Annotated in this window: 16 protein-coding genes; 12 read left to right on the top strand and 4 right to left on the bottom strand. The window is 37.2% G+C overall.

The features are described from left to right. Positions 1-64: 64 nt before the first annotated feature. The 4 genes from paaZ to DNG35_RS04255 all read left to right on the top strand — a co-directional run bounded on the left by paaZ (position 65) and on the right by DNG35_RS04255 (position 4,420). Complete coding sequence (gene paaZ, locus DNG35_RS04270; RefSeq protein ID WP_111126514.1) at positions 65-2,575, top strand: phenylacetic acid degradation bifunctional protein PaaZ; 2,511 nt, start codon at positions 65-67, stop codon at positions 2,573-2,575. 82 nt (positions 2,576-2,657) lie between these two features. Further along, positions 2,658-2,945 carry a GIY-YIG nuclease family protein gene (locus DNG35_RS04265; protein WP_111126513.1) on the top strand — a complete coding sequence of 96 codons (288 nt, stop codon included), beginning with the start codon at positions 2,658-2,660 and terminating at the stop codon, positions 2,943-2,945. A gap of 45 nt (positions 2,946-2,990) precedes the next feature. Next, positions 2,991-3,743 (top strand): enoyl-CoA hydratase/isomerase family protein, encoded by a 753-nt coding sequence (locus DNG35_RS04260; protein ID WP_111126642.1) that lies wholly within the window; start codon positions 2,991-2,993, stop codon positions 3,741-3,743. A 77-nt stretch (positions 3,744-3,820) separates the two neighbouring features. Beyond that, positions 3,821-4,420, top strand: a complete 600-nt coding sequence (locus tag DNG35_RS04255) for a transferase hexapeptide repeat family protein (protein ID WP_111126512.1) — start codon at positions 3,821-3,823, stop codon at positions 4,418-4,420. Positions 4,421-4,474: 54 nt separating this feature from the next. Here the strand turns inward: DNG35_RS04255 and DNG35_RS04250 are convergent, their stop codons facing one another. Continuing rightward, positions 4,475-6,652, bottom strand: a complete 2,178-nt coding sequence (locus tag DNG35_RS04250; RefSeq protein ID WP_111126511.1) for a S46 family peptidase — start codon at positions 6,650-6,652, stop codon at positions 4,475-4,477. Positions 6,653-6,856: 204 nt separating this feature from the next. Between DNG35_RS04250 and DNG35_RS04245 the strand changes: the two genes are divergently transcribed. The 5 genes from DNG35_RS04245 to DNG35_RS04225 all read left to right on the top strand — a co-directional run bounded on the left by DNG35_RS04245 (position 6,857) and on the right by DNG35_RS04225 (position 12,241). Next, a complete protein-coding gene (locus tag DNG35_RS04245; protein ID WP_111126510.1) occupies positions 6,857-8,146 on the top strand; it encodes a dihydrolipoamide acetyltransferase family protein in 1,290 nt (429 codons plus the stop codon). A 35-nt stretch (positions 8,147-8,181) separates the two neighbouring features. Continuing rightward, positions 8,182-8,547: a four helix bundle protein gene (locus tag DNG35_RS04240; RefSeq protein ID WP_111126641.1), complete on the top strand. Its 366-nt coding sequence runs from the start codon at positions 8,182-8,184 to the stop codon at positions 8,545-8,547. A 49-nt stretch (positions 8,548-8,596) separates the two neighbouring features. Next, a complete protein-coding gene (locus DNG35_RS04235) occupies positions 8,597-10,651 on the top strand; it encodes a thiamine pyrophosphate-dependent enzyme (RefSeq protein ID WP_199489099.1) in 2,055 nt (684 codons plus the stop codon). Positions 10,652-10,787: 136 nt separating this feature from the next. Further along, on the top strand, positions 10,788-11,237 hold the full coding sequence (locus DNG35_RS04230) for a PA2169 family four-helix-bundle protein (protein WP_111126509.1): 450 nt from the start codon (positions 10,788-10,790) through the stop codon (positions 11,235-11,237). A 155-nt stretch (positions 11,238-11,392) separates the two neighbouring features. Further along, on the top strand, positions 11,393-12,241 hold the full coding sequence (locus DNG35_RS04225; protein WP_199489098.1) for a mechanosensitive ion channel family protein: 849 nt from the start codon (positions 11,393-11,395) through the stop codon (positions 12,239-12,241). A 73-nt stretch (positions 12,242-12,314) separates the two neighbouring features. Here DNG35_RS04225 and DNG35_RS04220 read toward each other — a convergent pair whose 3' ends face one another. The 3 genes from DNG35_RS04220 to DNG35_RS12160 are packed head-to-tail and all read right to left on the bottom strand — an operon-like array spanning position 12,315 to position 15,033. Then, the gene (locus tag DNG35_RS04220; protein ID WP_111126508.1) at positions 12,315-12,854 is read right to left on the bottom strand and encodes a DUF4136 domain-containing protein; all 540 of its coding nucleotides are present in this window, start codon (positions 12,852-12,854) and stop codon (positions 12,315-12,317) included. A 13-nt stretch (positions 12,855-12,867) separates the two neighbouring features. Further along, the gene (locus DNG35_RS04215; protein WP_111126507.1) at positions 12,868-14,847 is read right to left on the bottom strand and encodes a urocanate hydratase; all 1,980 of its coding nucleotides are present in this window, start codon (positions 14,845-14,847) and stop codon (positions 12,868-12,870) included. A 33-nt stretch (positions 14,848-14,880) separates the two neighbouring features. Further along, a complete protein-coding gene (locus DNG35_RS12160; RefSeq protein WP_158524870.1) occupies positions 14,881-15,033 on the bottom strand; it encodes a DUF5522 domain-containing protein in 153 nt (50 codons plus the stop codon). A 49-nt stretch (positions 15,034-15,082) separates the two neighbouring features. Between DNG35_RS12160 and DNG35_RS04210 the strand changes: the two genes are divergently transcribed. Genes DNG35_RS04210 through DNG35_RS04200 form a run of 3 tightly spaced genes read left to right on the top strand, consistent with a single transcriptional unit; the run spans position 15,083 to position 17,190 of the window. Then, positions 15,083-15,403, top strand: coding sequence for a hypothetical protein (locus DNG35_RS04210; protein WP_199489100.1), 321 nt, complete (start codon positions 15,083-15,085; stop codon positions 15,401-15,403). A gap of 3 nt (positions 15,404-15,406) precedes the next feature. Then, the gene (locus DNG35_RS04205) at positions 15,407-16,315 is read left to right on the top strand and encodes a 1-aminocyclopropane-1-carboxylate deaminase/D-cysteine desulfhydrase (RefSeq protein ID WP_111126505.1); all 909 of its coding nucleotides are present in this window, start codon (positions 15,407-15,409) and stop codon (positions 16,313-16,315) included. Next, positions 16,312-17,190, top strand: coding sequence for a glucosaminidase domain-containing protein (locus DNG35_RS04200; RefSeq protein ID WP_111126504.1), 879 nt, complete (start codon positions 16,312-16,314; stop codon positions 17,188-17,190). The genes DNG35_RS04205 and DNG35_RS04200 overlap by 4 nt, the downstream gene beginning before the upstream one ends. The last annotated feature ends 1 nt before the right edge of the window (position 17,191 follow it).

Raw genomic sequence — 17,191 nt, 5'->3', positions numbered from 1 at the left:
AAATAGTTGGGAATATCAAATTGATATAAAATTTTAAAAATACCTGCTTTAGCAGGAAAGAATTATGACAAAAACACAACATTATGTTCAAGGAAATTGGATCGATGGTCAAGGTGAAGGAACACCTATTTTCGATTCGGTAACGGGTGAACATTTTACCAATATTACGACCGAAGGTTTAGATGTTCCGGCAATTTTAGACTACGGAAGAAAACACGGAAATCAACTTCGGAAAATGACTTTTCAAGAGCGAGGTTTGATGCTTAAAAAATTGGCTTTTTACCTTCAGAAAAGAAAAGATAAATTTTACGAAATCAGTTATCGAACTGGAGCAACGCGAATCGATAGTTGGATAGATATCGAAGGGGGTTTTGGAAATTTATTTGCCAATGCTTCCTTGCGAAAACTCTTCCCCAATAAACCATTTCACGTAGAAGGAAGTCCGATTGATTTATCACGTGGCGGAAAGTTTATGGCGCATCACATTATGGTGCCAAGAAGCGGAGTTGCGGTACATATCAATGCGTTTAATTTCCCTGTTTGGGGAATGTTGGAAAAATGTGCGGTCAACTGGATGGCCGGAATGCCAGCGGTAGTTTTACCTGCTCCACAAAGTGCTTACCTAACAGAAGCTGTTGTCAAGGAAATTATCGCTTCAGGAATTTTACCAGAAGGTTCGATACAATTGATTAGCGGAACGGCAAAAACAATTTTAGATACGGTAAACTCACAAGATGTAGTGACGTTTACGGGTTCTGCCGCGACAGGAAGAAAACTAAAAACCCATCCGAGATTAATTGAAGAATCAGTACCTTTTACGATGGAAGCAGATTCATTAAATGCTTCTATTCTTGGGGAAGATGCGGTTCTGGGAACTCCTGAGTTTGACTTGTTTATCAAGGAGGTTCGTAACGAAATGACCGTAAAATGTGGTCAGAAATGTACGGCGATTAGAAGAATAATTGTGCCGGAAAATTTGGTTGAAGATGTGCAAATTGCGCTCGGTAAAGCATTAGATAAAGTAACTTTCGGAGATCCTCGATTAAAAGAGGTGAGAATGGGATCTTTAATTGATAAAAAACAAGTAGAAAGCGTCAAAAATCAGGTGAAAGAAATTGCTAAGACTGCAGAGATGGTTTACGGTGATTTTGAAGGTGGAAAAGCAATTGGAGCTGATTTTGAAAAAGGAGCCTTCATCAAACCTATTTTATTAAGAGAGGATAACCCTTTTAAAAATGAAGCGGCTCACGTTACTGAAGCCTTTGGTCCGGTAAGTACAATTATGCCTTATAAAAACTTAGACGAAGCTATTCAACTTTCGCATTTAGGTAAAGGTTCTTTGGTGAGTTCTATCGTTACGAATGACAATAAAATTGCTACGGAATATACGGTAAACGCAGCAACACATCACGGTAGAATTTTGGTGCTCAACCGCGAAAGTGCCAAGCAAAGTACGGGTCACGGTTCACCGTTGCCTAACTTAATTCACGGTGGTCCAGGTCGAGCTGGAGGCGGTGAAGAAATGGGTGGTGTTCGCGGTATCAAGCATTATTTGCAACGTTGTGCGGTACAAGGTTCGCCAACTACACTTACGGAAATCACAGGGATTTATCAACCCAATGCCGATTATAAGGAAGCAGAAAAGCATCCATTTGCCTATCACTGGGAAGATATTCAGCCAGGAATGTCTTTACAAACACACAATAGAACGATTACAGATACCGATATTGTCAACTTCGGAAACTTAACTTGGGATCATTTTTATGCACATACGGATATTACTTCACTGGACGGAAGTATTTTTGAGAAAAGAACTGCTCACGGGTATTTCATTATTTCCGCGGCAGCAGGATTATTTGTATATCCCAACAAAGGTCCGGTAGCGGCAAATTACGGATTGGAAGAAATCAGATTCTTGCGTCCGTTGTACCACAACGATACGATTTCGGTGCGACTAACTTGTAAAGAAAAAGTAGATCGCGACCAAAAAGGTGAAGAATTACCAAGCGGAATTGTCAAGTGGTATGTAGAGGTTTTTGACGTGGAAGCAGAAGAACCCGAGGATAAATTGGTGGCAATTGCGACTATTTTGACCATGGTGCAAAAAAAGCAAACCACTTTCGTGGAAATAAATGACGAAGTAATAAAATCCGCTTTAGCGAAATTAAAAGAAGGTACACAACCAGAATGGGGAAATATGAATGCACAACAAATGGTAGAGCATTTAGAATATACTTATAGAATCGCCTCTGGAGAAATTCAGGATTTTGAAATAAAAACCCCAGAAAAAGTTTTACAGAAAGTACACGACACCTTATACAACTACGAGAAAATGCCTAGAAATTTTGAATTTCCGTTGTATGAATCTAAATCTGCACCTGCTTTAAAACACGAAAATCTGGAACAGGCCAAAGAAAAATTATTGGAAGCACGAGAAGATTACCTGCGATTTTTCAAGGAAAATAAAGAAGCAACTTTAAAAAATGCTGTTTTTGGAGAACTAAATCGCTTTGAGTGGTATTTACTGGAGCGTAAACACCTCAATCATCATTTCGAACAGTTTAATTTGTTTTAAATTAAACTGTTCGAAAATTTCCACGAAAGTGGAAATCTGAAAATAATAAAATCAGAATTTTATAAAAACTCTTCTGATAAGAATGAGACATTATGTTTACATATTATCAAATAAACCAAATGGAGTTTTATATATTGGAGAAACAAAAGAACTAAAAAGGCGAATTTATCAGCATAAAAATAAAGTCCATCCAAAAACTTTTTCAGCTAGATATAATCTCGATAAATTGGTTTATTTTGAAGAGTATAATACAAAGAAAGAAGCTTGTCTAAGAGAAAAGAGGATGAAGAAATGGAATCGAGCTTGGAAAATTGAATTAATTGAACAAAAGAATCCAGATTGGCTGGATCTTTACAAAAAAATTAAGTAAAATAATTAAAAAAAGTTTCCCGTTTTCATGGGAACACAAAAAGTGATGACACAAGCATACGTAACACAAACCATACAAAATCAAGTAGCAACTATCGAGTTTTTTCATCCAGCGCATAATAGTTTGCCAGGAGATATCTTAGCAAAATTGGCGAAAACTATCGAAGAAGCTGGAAAAAATGAGGAAGTTCTCGTCATTATTTTAAAGTCGGGTGGCGAACGCACGTTTTGTGCAGGCGCAAGTTTTAAAGAACTTATCGCTATCGAAGATGAAAAAACTGGTGAGAAATTTTTTAGTGGTTTTGCCAATGTAATCAATGCCATGCGCAAGTGTCCTAAATTTATCATTGGTCGCGTGCAAGGAAAAACCGTAGGCGGTGGTGTTGGTTTAGCATCAGCGATGGATTATTGTATGGCTACCAAATTTGCTTCAATTAAGCTTAGTGAGCTTAATGTTGGTATTGGTCCGTTTGTGGTTGGTCCTGCTGTTCAGCGTAAGCTTGGCGTTAGCGGAATGTCACAGATCGCTATCGATGCCAATACTTTTTATGATGCCGAATGGGCAAGACAAAAAGGCTTATATGCTAATGTTTATGAGAGTACAGAAGAGCTAGATAAAGCTGTTGCGGAATTTGCTCAGAACCTTTGTAATTACAATCCAGAAGCGGTAAAAGAAATGAAACAAATGTTTTGGCGTGGTACCGAAGATTGGGATGAGCTTCTACTAGAAAGAGCAAAAATTAGTGGTCGATTGGTGTTGAGTTCGTTTACAAAAGAGAAATTGAAGAGGTTTGAGTAGAATTTCTGCGAAAGCAGGAATCTCATAGAGAATTTCACACAAAAATAATAAGATTCCTGCCTCCGCAGGAAATAGATATGATTTATTCTTTTAAAGGACATATTCCGATAATCCACGAAAGTAGTTTTGTACATCCTTTGGCTGCAGTTACAGGAAATGTGATTATTGGGAAGAACTGCTATATTGGTCCAGGAGCCGCGATTCGTGGCGATTGGGGTGAAATTATTCTCGAAGACGGTGTAAATGTGCAAGAAAATTGTACGGTACATATGTTTCCTGGGAAAAGTATCGTACTCAAACAAAGTGCTCACGTAGGGCACGGAGCGATTATTCACGGTGCCAATTTAGGTAGAAATTGCCTTATCGGAATGAACTCAGTAATTATGGATGATGCCGAAATTGGCGACGAATGTATTGTTGGTGCGATGGCTTTTGTAAAAGCAGAAACAAAAATTCCGTCAAGGACTTTGGTGGTGGGAAATCCTGCGAAAGTGATTAAAGAAGTTTCTGATGAAATGATCGCGTGGAAAACCGCAGGAACAAAACTTTACCAACGCTTACCAGCCGATTGTTACGAAAGTTTACGGGAAGTAGAGCCCTTACGGGAAATTCCTAAAAACAGACCCGAACAAGAAAATTTTTATCAAACCCTTCAAGAAATGAAGAAGGACAAATAAAATAAAAAGCTCACAAATTTTGTGAGCTTTTTTAATTCCGAAAGGAAAATAAGTCTATTTTTTCTTTTTGTCTTTTCTTTTGTTTTTTCCTTTTTGTTTTGGGTGTACCAATTTCATTTCGTCTATTAAATGTGTTGCTCCGGCATATTTATCGATAATAAATAAAATATAACGTGCATCGACCATAATGTTACGAGAAATAGAAGGATCGTAATAGATGTCACTCATCGTTCCTTCCCAAACACGGTCAAAATTAAGGCCAATCAAATTTCCGTTGGCGTCAATTACAGGGCTTCCAGAGTTTCCTCCAGTAGTGTGATTCGTTCCGATAAAGTTGACAGGCATTTTGCCATTTTCGGCATATTGGCCATAATCTTTTTGGTTGTACAAATCGATAAGCTTTTGCGGGACATCAAACTCATAATCTCCCGGAACGTACTTTTCAATCACACCGTCAAGATAACTTACAGGCTGGTATTCTACCGCATCTCTGGGTTGATAGCCTTTTACCTGTCCATAAGTAACTCTCAAAGTTCCGTTGGCATTTGGGAAAATACGAGCGTCTTCTGGGCTCAATTCTAAAATACCTTTCATATATTTTTTCTGAAGCGCATCAATCTCTAAGCTCTTATTTCTATACGTTGGTAAAACACTTTCGTAGAATTTTTGTGCTTGTTCTTTTACAAAACTATAGCCTGGATCTTCATTTAATGCTTTTACAGCATCGTTGGCATTTCCTTCTAATAATTTCTCGATTGAAGCATAAGAAGTAAGTGCAGAATTATTATAAATATTATTTGTTAAGGTTAACTTATTCTGCGATTTTAGGTTATTTGCCATAAACTGCTCAGGCATATTTTCAGCATAAAAAGCAATGACTTTCTCAAAAACTTTTTCATCTACTTGAGCATTGTAATCTTTGTAAGAAGCTTTAAAATCTTCTAAAAGATTTGCTTTTCTGTCGTTAAAAGATTGTTCGCCACGCGCCTGTAAAACCTGTTCTAATTGGTATAACTGAAAGCCATTTCGCAACAATTCGACATTTCTGATAAATGCTTCTGAGAATAGATTATAAGCCAAGTTGTAATCTTCATATTCCGCGTAAGCTTTATCTAAATCACTTAAAAGTGACCCATATTCTTTGCTCAAACCTTTTGCTTTTACGGTATTCATAAAAGCTTTTTCTTGAGCTTTCTTTATGCCAACAGCATCGGTCTTTTTTAAACCTTGACTTTCACCAATCCATTTTTTATAATAGTTGGCGATACGCGCATATTTTGAAGCGTATTGAATTTTAATCTGCTGATCTTTACGCATAAAAACATCTTGCTCTTTTAGGGCGACCTCTCGTAAACCAATACGAGCTGGATTAATTGTATTTACAATTTGCTCAACGGCAACAGCTGGTAGATACTCATCAGTCGTTCCTGGGAAACCGAAAACCAACGTAAAATCGTTTTGCTCAACACCATCTAAACTTACCGGTAAAAAATGTTTGGGTTTGTAAGGAACGTTGTCTTTACTGTATTCTGCAGGTTTGTTGTTTTTATCGGCGTAGATTCTAAAAAGAGAAAAATCACCCGTGTGTCTAGGCCACATCCAATTGTCGGTATCTGAACCAAACTTACCAATTGACGAAGGCGGAGCTCCTACCAAACGAATGTCTTTAAAGGTTTCTACTCTAAAAAGCATAAACTGATTTCCTTCGTAAAACGTACTGATGCGATTGGTCTGCCAAGCTTCTTTCGGAGAAGAATCGATCACCGATTGTTTGTTTTTTTCAATAATTTGCTGACGTTCTTCTTCGCTCGAAGCGTTTTCAGTTCCCTTTAAAACCTGTTCGGTCACATCTGTAATTTCTTTAATAAAAGTAACGGTCATACCTGGGTTTGGTAATTCTGCTTCCAGATTTTTTGCCCAAAAACCGTCTTTAAGGTAATCGTTTTCTACGGTAGAATGCGATTGAATTTGACTATAACCACAGTGGTGATTGGTTAATAAAAGTCCTTTTGGTGAAATCACTTCTGAAGTACAGCCACCATTAAAATGCGGAACCGCATCTTTCAAACTACTTTGGTTAACACTATAAATATCTTCAGCAGACATTTTCATTCCGAGCGATTGCATTTCGTCTTCGTTCATTCCTTCCAATAGTGAAGGAATCCACATTCCGCCTTCTTGGGCAAAAACCGGAAAAGCAAATAGGAAAATAAAGATTCTAATCAGTTTCATAAATGAGATTTAATAAATTTAAAATGGTTTGCAAAATACTACTTTTATAGATTTTCTACACTATAATATTGTGATGACTCATCAAATGATGTTCTGAAAAGATTACATTTTCTTTCGTTATTCCTTCCTAAATTCTACAAAAAATAGGCATAAAATGTTATTTTTGTGAACCCAGCAACAATCTATTGTTCTTAAGAAAATTTTATGTCGAAAGTAGAATTAGTATTGCCCAGAATGGGCGAAAGTATAACCGAAGCAACTGTTTTAAATTGGTTGGTAGCCGAAGGCGATGAAGTAGAGCAAGACCAAACCGTAGTAGAAGTCGCTACTGATAAAGTAGATTCTGAAGTACCGTCACTAGTTAACGGAAAAATCACTAAAATATTGGTTGAACCCAATGAAGTGGTAAAAGTAGGCGAAGTCATTGCGATTATAGAAGCTTCAGGCGATCAGTCTTCAAAAAAGAAAGCAAGTAAAGCTTCTGCGGAAAAGAAAACAGAGCAGAAAGCTGTTTTGCCAAAAAAAGTAACTTCGACTTCGAACTCAACCTCATACAAACTCAACGCTAACCAAAATACGTTTATTTCTCCTCTCATTCAAGCAATTGCGCGAGATTATCATATCAGTTACGAAGAGTTGGCACGAATTCCGGCAACAGGACACGAAGGCAGGTTACGTAAAAGTGATGTTTTTAAATATATTGAAGACGGAAGACCGGCACAATTTGCACAACCTGTTTCAGAAAATTCAGGATTTCAAGTACCCGATTTAAAATTAGATAAAGGTACCGGAAAGATTGTCGAGATGGATCGTATGCGCCAAATGATTGCCGATCATATGGTGTATTCCAAACATACATCACCGCACGTAACGGCTTATGTGGAAGCCGATTTGACTGATATGGTAAACTGGCGAAATGCCAACAAAAAAGCTTTTCAGGAGAAATATGGTGAAAAACTTACGTTTACGCCACTTTTTGTTGAAGCGGTAGCCAAAGCGGTGAAAGACTTTCCGATGATCAATGTTTCCGTTGACGGAAAAAATATTATTGTCAAAGAAAATATCAACATCGGTATGGCAACAGCTTTACCCAGCGGAAATCTAATAGTACCTGTAGTAAAAGATGCCGACAAAAAATCATTGCAAGAGATTGCTGCTAACGTTAACGAATTAGCCGAGAAAGCCCGTAATAACAAATTGAGTCCAGACGATACCAAAGGAAGCTCGTTTACCATTTCTAACGTGGGAACTTTCGGAAGTTTGATGGGAACGCCTATTATCAACCAACCTGAAGTCGCTATTCTTGCCACTGGAATCATCAAAAAAAGAGCTGAGGTAATGGAATATGAAGATGGAGATAAAATCGAAATTAGAAGTATGATGTATTTGTCACTGTCTTTCGACCATCGTGTGGTTGATGGTTTCCTTGGCGGAAGCTTTTTAAGAAGAGTAGCCGATTATTTTGAGGAATTTGATAATCAAAAGACTTTTTGATACAAGACAATTTGAGGCAAGACAAAATAAATGAAATGAGAAGACATAATTTCAAAAAATTACAGATATGGGAAGAAGCGATGGGTTTAATTGATGAAAATTATCTCTTAACTTCGACTTTACCAGATTATGAAAAATATGGTTTGAGAACTCAAATGAATCGTTGTTCTGTATCAATTGCTTCAAATATATCAGAAGGTTCTAGTAAACGAACTGATAAACATTTTATAAAATTTTTAGAAGATAGTTTAGGTTCTTCTTTCGAATGGGAAACTCAATTAGCAGTTTGTTTTCGTCAAAGGTTTATCTCTGAAAAACTTTATTTTAATTTAGAAAGTAAAATACAAAAATTACAAAGCAAAATTTCGAATTTTATTGATAGCCTTGAATCAAGTAACTGATTAAATCTTGATTCAAAAAGTCATGTTTCGTGATTCTAAAAAAAAACTAATGAGTATAAAAATAGATAAAGCTACATACCAACAAGCTTTTAAAAACCTATGTGCGGCAAAGGCAATGACCGAGTTGTACGAAGAAAATTTTAAAGTCGTTTCTAAATATGTTCACGCTACTTCACGTGGTCACGAGGTGATACAAATGGCTGTTGGGATGCAGTTGAAACCTTATGATTATGTGTTTCCATATTACCGTGACGATTCTATTTTGTTAGGCTTGGGAATGGAACCAAAAGATTTGATGCTGCAAGTTTTGGCCAAAAAAGACGATCCGTTTTCTGGAGGTAGAACCTACTATTCACATCCGAGTTTAAACGATCCCGATAAACCAAAAATTCCGCACCAAAGTTCGGCGACAGGAATGCAAGCCATTCCAGCAACCGGAACAGCGATGGGAATGTGGTATAAAGAGACAGAAGGTTTAGCAAGCGATGAAAAACCAGTGGTTGTATGTTCACTTGGTGACGCTTGTGTGACCGAGGGCGAAGTGGCAGAGGCTTTTCAGATGGCGGTGCTCAAGAGTTTACCCATTTTATATGTTGTACAAGATAATGGTTGGGATATTTCGGCCAACGAAGAAGAAACACGCGCTCAAAACGCAGCCGAATACGCGAGAGGTTTTAATGGTTTAGAAGCCATTTCAATCGATGGAACGGATTTCAACGAAAGTTACAGCACGGTAAAAAAATGTATCGAAACCATCCGTAAAGAGAGACGTCCAATGTTGATTCACGCTAAAGTACCTTTGTTAAATCATCACACTTCAGGCGTAAGAATGGAGTTTTACCGCGACGATTTAGATGAAGCGAGGACAAGAGATCCGTATCCAAAAATGAAGAAGCTGTTATTGGATAATAATTTTGCTGAAGCGGAATTGAAAAACCTAGAAGACGAATGCTATCAAAAAGTAAAGAATCATTATAAAGAGGCTCTAAAAGCAGAAGACCCAAAACCAGAAGATTTATTTACGCATGATTTTGCACCTACAACAATTACGGAAGAAAAAGGAGAACGTTCACCAGAGGGTGCCGAAAAAGTAGTGATGGTAGATTGTGCCTTGTTTGCGATAGAAGAGTTGATGCGCAAGCACAAAGAATGTTTGCTTTACGGTCAAGACGTTGGCGGAAGATTGGGCGGTGTTTTTAGAGAAGCGGCGACTTTGGCGCAAAAATTTGGAGACAATCGTGTATTCAATACACCAATTCAAGAAGCTTTTATTATTGGTTCGACGGTAGGAATGTCTGCGGTTGGCTTAAAACCAATTGTTGAGGTGCAGTTTGCCGACTATATTTGGCCGGGTCTTAATCAACTCTTCACGGAAGTGAGTAGAAGTTGTTATTTATCAAATGGAAAATGGCCAGTTTCAATGATATTACGCGTTCCTATTGGTGCTTATGGTAGCGGTGGTCCTTACCACTCTTCTTCGGTAGAGAGCGTAGTAACCAACATACGCGGACTCAAAATTGCTTACCCAAGTAACGGAGCCGATTTAAAAGGATTGATGAAAGCTGCTTATTACGATCCAAACCCAGTAGTGATTTTTGAACACAAAGGCTTGTATTGGAGTAAAGTACCTGGAACCAAAGGAGCCACTTCGGTAGAACCAAGTGAAGATTATATTTTGCCTTTCGGGAAAGCGTGGGTTTTACAAGAAATCTGGAAACAGGAAGATGCCGAAACCCTTTCGATCATCACTTACGGAATGGGTGTGCATTGGGCAATGAATGCTTCCGCGGAATTAGGCATGCAAGACCAAATAGAGGTGGTAGATTTACGTACCTTGCATCCACTGGATGAAGAAACGATTATGAAATCAGTAAAGAAATGCGGTAAATGTTTAGTGGTGACCGAAGAACCTTCTAGCAATAGTTTTGCAAGGGCTTTGGCCGGAAAGATTCAAGAAGAATGTTTTCAGCAATTAGACGCTCCAGTGATGACCATTGGTTCAGAAAATATGCCAGCAATTCCGTTAAATTCTACTTTGGAAGAGACAATGATTCCTTCTACCGAAAAGGTGAAAAAGAAAATAGAGGAATTGTTGAATTATTAAAATTTTAAGTTTTCCCTTTTGTTTTTAAGAGATTTAATAGAAAGAAGTTAAATCTTACCTAAGTATTAGTTAATTGGCTGATATTGAGAATTATATTTCAGTAAATTTAGAGTACTAAAACTTAAAAATAAAAGCTATGGAAACTAGAAAAGAAATTGCCAACAAATTAAATGAGATTTTAGAAAGAACCTATGATGCAGAAAAAGGTTATAAAGACGCTGCAGAAAGAGTTGATAATGCAAAAATGAAATCTTTTTTAAATGAACAGGCACAACAGCGTTATGATTTTGGTCACGAGCTAAAATCCGAAATTAAAAATTTTGGTGAAACTCCTGAAAAAGGTGGAAGTGTCAAAGGTGCAATTCACCGAAATTGGATGGATTTAAAAGCTGCAATCTCATCTAATAGTGAAGAAAGGGTGATGGAAGAAGTTCAGCGTGGTGAGCAAGCAGCATTAGATGAATACGATAGTGTGATGGAAAATATAAACATTTTACCATCTTCGACACTACAAATCTTACAAAAACAACGTGAGAGTATTTCTCAAGCACAGCAAAACGCAAGAAATTGGGAAATAATCTCTTAGTAAGTATTTTTCACCTGATAAAAAGACCGCTTTGAGCGGTTTTTTTATTTGTAAGTTTTTTAAATGTTTAAAAATAGTATGTTAAAATTCATGAAAAACAAGATGCATTTAGTTGTATTTTATTTATAATGCCAGCTAATTAAAAATAAATTTATATGGACATAGATATCGACTTTGACAAAATCTACCAAATGATTATTGAATACGCTCCAAAAGTTTTGGGGGCTATTTTAACCCTTGTTATTGGCTTTTGGATAGCCAACTTAATTGCTGGCAAAGTAAGAAAAGCTTTAGAAAAGAAAGAAGTTGATCCTTCGCTTACGCCTTTTTTAGTATCTGTAATTGGTATCGGACTTAAGCTTTTGGTGCTCTTGAGTGCTGCCTCAATGTTTGGTTTTGAAGTAACCTCATTTGTAGCGATCTTCGGTGCTTTAGCATTGGCAATTGGTATGGCGCTGCAAGGAAATCTTTCGCATTTAGCAGCAGGAGTTTTGATATTGTTTTTTAAACCCTTTAGAGTAGGTGACTTTATCGTGACAAACGGTTACTCGGGTACAGTAAAAGAAATTCAAATTTTCAACACGTTTTTAACTACGTTAGATAACAGAGTCATTATTATACCTAATGGTGAAATCACTTCCAATCCGTTAGAAAACTTAACGGCAAACGATATCAGAAAAGTGCCAATGACATTCGGTATTGGCTATGGTGATGATATAGATAAGGCACGTTCGGTGATACAGGAAGTAGTAGCTTCTTGTGATAAGGTTTTGCACGATCAACCGGTAGATATTTTAATATCGAGCTTGGGAGATTCATCGGTAAATTTTGCGGTGAGACCTTGGTGTAAAACCGAAGATTATTGGGCAGTAAACTTTTATATGCATGAGCACATCAAAAAAGCTTTTGATAAAAATGATATTGGCATTCCATTCCCACAAATGGATGTACATATGCATAAAGTAGCCGATGAGAAAGAAGATGATAGAGAAGCTGCAGAGTAAGTAGAATATCTTTTTTACTAAGACAAAAAATTCCGCTTAAAGCGGAATTTTTTTATTTAAACAGTAAATGGATTTATTTTTTTTCTTTTTCTGGAGGGTACTTTTCTAAAATTTCTTCGACCATCTCATTGATTTGTTCAATCTTGGCATCTCGATTTTGGTATAAAACTCCTGTTCCCATTCCTTGCCAAATAAGTTCCTTTTTTTTGGCATCAATCAAATCGATATATAGCGTGCCTTCGGTTGTTCTACTTACCGTATTAAAACCGCTGTTCCAGTACCAAGGATGCCAACCCCAACCGTAACCCCAGCCCCAATTGTTTTGGTAAATGTTTACGTTTTCTTGGGTTTTTGTAAAAATACTAATCAACATATCGGGCTGCTCAGATTTAATCATGCCTTTTTCGATAAGTTTGGCTTCAATAGCACGAAGGATTCTTTTTTTATCTAAATCGGAAATTTCAGTTTTATCGATACCAGGTTTGTAAAAAGCAAAACTTTGGTATTGGTTAAAGTCCACCGACTCATCGTAATCGGTAGCAACTCTCACGCTACTACACGAAAAAAGTGTAGTCACAAGAGCTAACAAAATAGTAATTTTTAGTGCTTTCATCTGTATAGGGTTTTTAAGAAAGCAAATCGTCGCTCACAATATTGGGTAAAGTAACTTTAAGTAAGGGTTCGTTTTGCATCGCTCTTTTGATCGCAAAAATTGCTTCGTTGTTCCTAGCCCAAGAACGTCTGGCAATACCATTGTTAACATCCCAAAACAACATTTGTTTTAAACGCTGATCTGCTTCTTTACTACCATCAAGAAGCATACCAAATCCGCCATTGATAACTTCGCCCCAGCCAACGCCACCACCGTTATGGATGCTTACCCAAGTGGCTCCTCTAAAACTATCACCAATCACATTGTGAATAGCCATGTCGGCGGTAAAACGACTTCCGTCGTAAATATTTGAGGTTTCTCGATAAGGAGAATCGGTACCCGAAACATCGTGATGATCTCGACCTAAAACTACAAGGCCAATTTCTCCTTTTTCGATAGCTTTATTAAAAGCTTCGGCGATTTTCATTCTTCCTTCTGCATCTGCGTACAAGATACGAGCTTGAGAACCTACCACCAATTTGTTTTCTTGCGCACCTTTGATCCAAGTGATGTTGTCTTGCATTTGCTGCTGAATTTCTTGTGGCGAGTTTTGTTTTAATTCATTTAAAACTTTTGTGGCAATCGCATCGGTTTTGGCTAAATCTTCTGGTTTGCCCGAAGCACAAACCCAACGAAACGGACCAAAACCATAATCGAAACACATTGGTCCCATAATGTCTTGTACATAACTTGGGTATTTAAAATCGATGCCGTTTTCTGCAAAAACATCAGCTCCGGCACGAGAAGCCTCAAGCAAGAAAGCGTTTCCGTAGTCGAAAAAGTAAGTGCCTTTTTGGGTGTGTTTATTAATAGCTTCGGCTTGACGAATTAAACTTTTTTGTACTTCTTTCTTAAACTGTTTTGGGTTATTAGCCATCATATCATTGGCTTCTTCAAAGCTTAGACCAACTGGATAATAACCACCAGCCCAAGGATTGTGTAAAGAGGTTTGATCGCTTCCTAAATCGATGTGAAGCTCAGCTTCGTCAAACTTTTCCCAAACGTCAACCACGTTTCCGTTATAGGCAATCGATACGGTTTCTTTTTTAGCTTGAGCTTCTTTAACACGAGTCACTAATTCCTCTACATCGGAAATCACTTCGTCAACCCAACCTTGTGAGTGTCTGGTTTCAGTAGCTTTTGGATTGACCTCTGCGCAAACAGTGACACAACCCGCAATGTTACCAGCTTTAGGTTGAGCACCACTCATTCCGCCAAGGCCAGAAGTCACAAACAATCCGCCTTGAGTGGCTTTATTGATTTTTCTGAAACCGTTAAGAACGGTAATTGTTGTGCCGTGAACAATACCTTGTGGGCCGATATACATATAACTTCCAGCAGTCATTTGCCCATATTGGGTGACACCTAGCGCATTAAATTTTTCCCAATCGTCAGGTTGCGAGTAGTTGGGGATCATCATTCCGTTGGTCACGACAACTCGCGGAGCTTCTGCGTGTGATGGAAAAAGCCCCATCGGATGACCGCTGTACATCACCAGTGTTTGTTCATCGGTCATTTGGGAAAGGTATTTCATCGTCAATAAATACTGTGCCCAGTTTTGGAAAACAGCTCCATTTCCACCGTAAGTAATGAGTTCGTGTGGGTGTTGCGCTACGGCGTAATCTAAATTATTTTGAATCATCAGCATAATGGCTTTCGCTTGTAAGCTCTCTCCTGGGTAATCGTCAATAGGTCGAGCATACATCTTGTAATCTGGACGAAAGCGGTACATATAAATTCTTCCGTAAGTTTCTAACTCTTCTTTAAATTCAGGAATTAAAGTAGCGTGATGTTTTGGTTCGAAATAGCGTAAGGCGTTTCTTAAAGCAAGTTTTTTTTCGTCTTCGCTTAAAATTTCTTTTCGCTTTGGAGCGTGATTTATCGAAGTATCGTAAGCTTTTTTGTTGGGTAAATTATCTGGAATTCCTTGTAAAATTTGTTCTTTAAATGTCATGTTTCTTTTCGTTGTTACTTTTTTATTAACTACTCAATCCCGGTTTTTATCAAATCCGTAAGGACAATGGCGGCAACCGCTTTTACAACAATAACCTCGTTTTAGGTGGTATTGTTTGGTAAAAACCTTGTAGCCTTCGGGCGACAAATAATAATCGCCTTCTTCTAATGGGATAAACTTTTTCATTTTTCGCAAAGATAATTTAATTTAGCCAGTAATTTAAAGACTTATGGCTTTGATTCTGCCTTGGCGTTTTTTGGTTCCCAAAGGATATTTGGCAGTAACCTTTTTTCCGTTTATTTTTCTGAAAAATCATTTACTTAAAAATGATAAAATATTGGTAAATCATGAGAAAATACATTTACGCCAGCAGTTAGAGTTGTTGGTGATTCCTTTTTTCATACTTTATTTTGCTCATTTTATTTACTTATGGCTAAAGCATAAAAACTGGCAAATCGCTTACCGAAATATTATTTTTGAACGTGAAGCTTATCAAAAAGACAATGATTTAGAGTATTTAAAAAATCGCCCTTTTTGGAATTTTTTAAAGTTTTAGGACATGAAAAACCAAAAAGTAGAATTTCCAGGGGTTGAAAATGAAATTTTTATTAAAAGAGAAGATTTAATTCATCCTTACATTTCGGGGAACAAATACCGAAAACTAAAATACAATCTGATCGAAGCCAAGAATCAAAACCACAAAAATTTACTCACTTTTGGCGGTGCTTTTTCTAACCATATTTTGGCTGTCGCTTACGCTGGAAAAGAGAACGATTTTCAAACTGTTGGTGTGATTAGAGGCGAAGAATTGGGTGGGAATTTGGAGAAAACTTTAAAACAAAATGATACGTTACGATTGGCACAAAGCTTTGGGATGCAATTTCACTTTATTTCACGTGAAGGCTATAAAAATAAAGAATCAGATGAGGTTTTAAATTCGCTAAAGCGAAAGTATGGTGAATTTTATTTGTTGCCTGAAGGCGGAACGAACCATTTAGCTATTAAAGGTTGCGAAGAAATTTTGACCGAGGAAGACAAAGGTTTTGATTTAATTTGCTGCTCAGTAGGAACTGGCGGAACCATTTCTGGGTTGATTAATTCTGCGAAAGCACATCAAAAAGTTTTGGGTTTTTCAGCTCTAAAAGGTGAATTTTTACAGGATGAAATAAATAAATTGGTAAAAAAAGAAAACTGGCAAATCAATACCAACTATCATTTTGGAGGCTATGCCAAAATAAATAACGAGTTAGTTGCGTTTTTAAACCAGTTTTACGAGCAAACCGAAATTCCTTTAGACCCAATTTATACTGGAAAAATGATGTACGGAATTATAGATTTGTGCCAGAAAGGTTTGATTAATAAAAATACTCGTATTTTAGCAGTTCATTCTGGAGGTTTGCAAGGCATTGCAGGGATGAACAAACATTTGAAAAAGAAAAACTTAAATCTAATAGAATATTCTTCATGAAAAGCGTTTTACAAATTTGTTGTGTGTTGTTGTGTATTTTTTTAGTCTCTTGTAGTGCTGTTAAAAGAGCAGAAAGAGCATCTCATAAAAAAGATAAAAATGAGGTGGCTGTTGTCGACAGAAGAGAAAGCATAGAAGACGAAGAAGATAGAAATGAAGAGCTAAAAGAAGATCGTGGTGACGAAGATAAAGTTGCGGTCAAAAAACCAGTAGATACAGGTCCTGTTTTTGAGGACATCAACGAAAAGTATATCTACGATTATGTTGCTATTGCTCAAGAAGAAATGAAATTGTACGGAATTCCCGCCAGTATTACTTTGGCACAAGGAATATTAGAATCAAGTGCAGGAAAAGGAGAGCTTACGCGAAAATCTAACAACCATTTCGGTATCAAATGTAACGGTTGGCAAGGCGAAAAAGCTTATCACGACGACGATGCCTACCAAGAATGTTTTAGAAAATATAAAGACCCTAAATACAGCTTTAGAGACCACTCTTTGTTTCTAAAAGAGAGAAGACGTTATGCAGCACTTTTTGAATTAGATATCGAAGATTACAAAGGTTGGGCTCACGGACTCAAAAAAGCGGGTTATGCAACCGATCCACGATACCCAGCAAAACTTATTGGTTTGATAGAGCGTTATAATTTAAGTCAATACGATCGTCAGGTTTTAGGAAATGCTTATACTCAAAATCAAAAATCGGGCAGTTTAAAAGCAGACCATACCAGTATTCGTTATACCGTAAAAAAAGGCGATACACTTTATGGGATTGCTAAGCAACACAACCTCACGATAGAAGAGCTTAAAATGCTCAACAACCTAAATTCAAATGATTTGGCGATTGGCCAAAAACTATACGTAAAATCACTTTAGT

Origin of the sequence: Mesonia sp. K7 (assembly GCF_003233725.1) — a bacterium.
Classification (GTDB): domain Bacteria; phylum Bacteroidota; class Bacteroidia; order Flavobacteriales; family Flavobacteriaceae; genus Mesonia.
The sequence above is the reverse complement of the archived record's forward strand: the minus strand, read 5'-3'. Positions and strand labels throughout refer to the sequence as shown.

What these genes read in the sequence shown, in the direction of transcription:
- paaZ (WP_111126514.1), top strand. Translation starts at nt 65, where the DNA reads ATGACAAAAACACAACATTATGTTCAAGGAAATTGGATCGATGGTCAA.
- DNG35_RS04265 (WP_111126513.1), top strand. Translation starts at nt 2,658, where the DNA reads ATGAGACATTATGTTTACATATTATCAAATAAACCAAATGGAGTTTTA.
- DNG35_RS04260 (WP_111126642.1), top strand. Translation starts at nt 2,991, where the DNA reads ATGACACAAGCATACGTAACACAAACCATACAAAATCAAGTAGCAACT.
- DNG35_RS04255 (WP_111126512.1), top strand. Translation starts at nt 3,821, where the DNA reads ATGATTTATTCTTTTAAAGGACATATTCCGATAATCCACGAAAGTAGT.
- DNG35_RS04250 (WP_111126511.1), bottom strand. Translation starts at nt 6,652, where the DNA reads ATGAAACTGATTAGAATCTTTATTTTCCTATTTGCTTTTCCGGTTTTT.
- DNG35_RS04245 (WP_111126510.1), top strand. Translation starts at nt 6,857, where the DNA reads ATGTCGAAAGTAGAATTAGTATTGCCCAGAATGGGCGAAAGTATAACC.
- DNG35_RS04240 (WP_111126641.1), top strand. Translation starts at nt 8,182, where the DNA reads ATGAGAAGACATAATTTCAAAAAATTACAGATATGGGAAGAAGCGATG.
- DNG35_RS04235 (WP_199489099.1), top strand. Translation starts at nt 8,597, where the DNA reads ATGAGTATAAAAATAGATAAAGCTACATACCAACAAGCTTTTAAAAAC.
- DNG35_RS04230 (WP_111126509.1), top strand. Translation starts at nt 10,788, where the DNA reads ATGGAAACTAGAAAAGAAATTGCCAACAAATTAAATGAGATTTTAGAA.
- DNG35_RS04225 (WP_199489098.1), top strand. Translation starts at nt 11,393, where the DNA reads ATGGACATAGATATCGACTTTGACAAAATCTACCAAATGATTATTGAA.
- DNG35_RS04220 (WP_111126508.1), bottom strand. Translation starts at nt 12,854, where the DNA reads ATGAAAGCACTAAAAATTACTATTTTGTTAGCTCTTGTGACTACACTT.
- DNG35_RS04215 (WP_111126507.1), bottom strand. Translation starts at nt 14,847, where the DNA reads ATGACATTTAAAGAACAAATTTTACAAGGAATTCCAGATAATTTACCC.
- DNG35_RS12160 (WP_158524870.1), bottom strand. Translation starts at nt 15,033, where the DNA reads ATGAAAAAGTTTATCCCATTAGAAGAAGGCGATTATTATTTGTCGCCC.
- DNG35_RS04205 (WP_111126505.1), top strand. Translation starts at nt 15,407, where the DNA reads ATGAAAAACCAAAAAGTAGAATTTCCAGGGGTTGAAAATGAAATTTTT.
- DNG35_RS04200 (WP_111126504.1), top strand. Translation starts at nt 16,312, where the DNA reads ATGAAAAGCGTTTTACAAATTTGTTGTGTGTTGTTGTGTATTTTTTTA.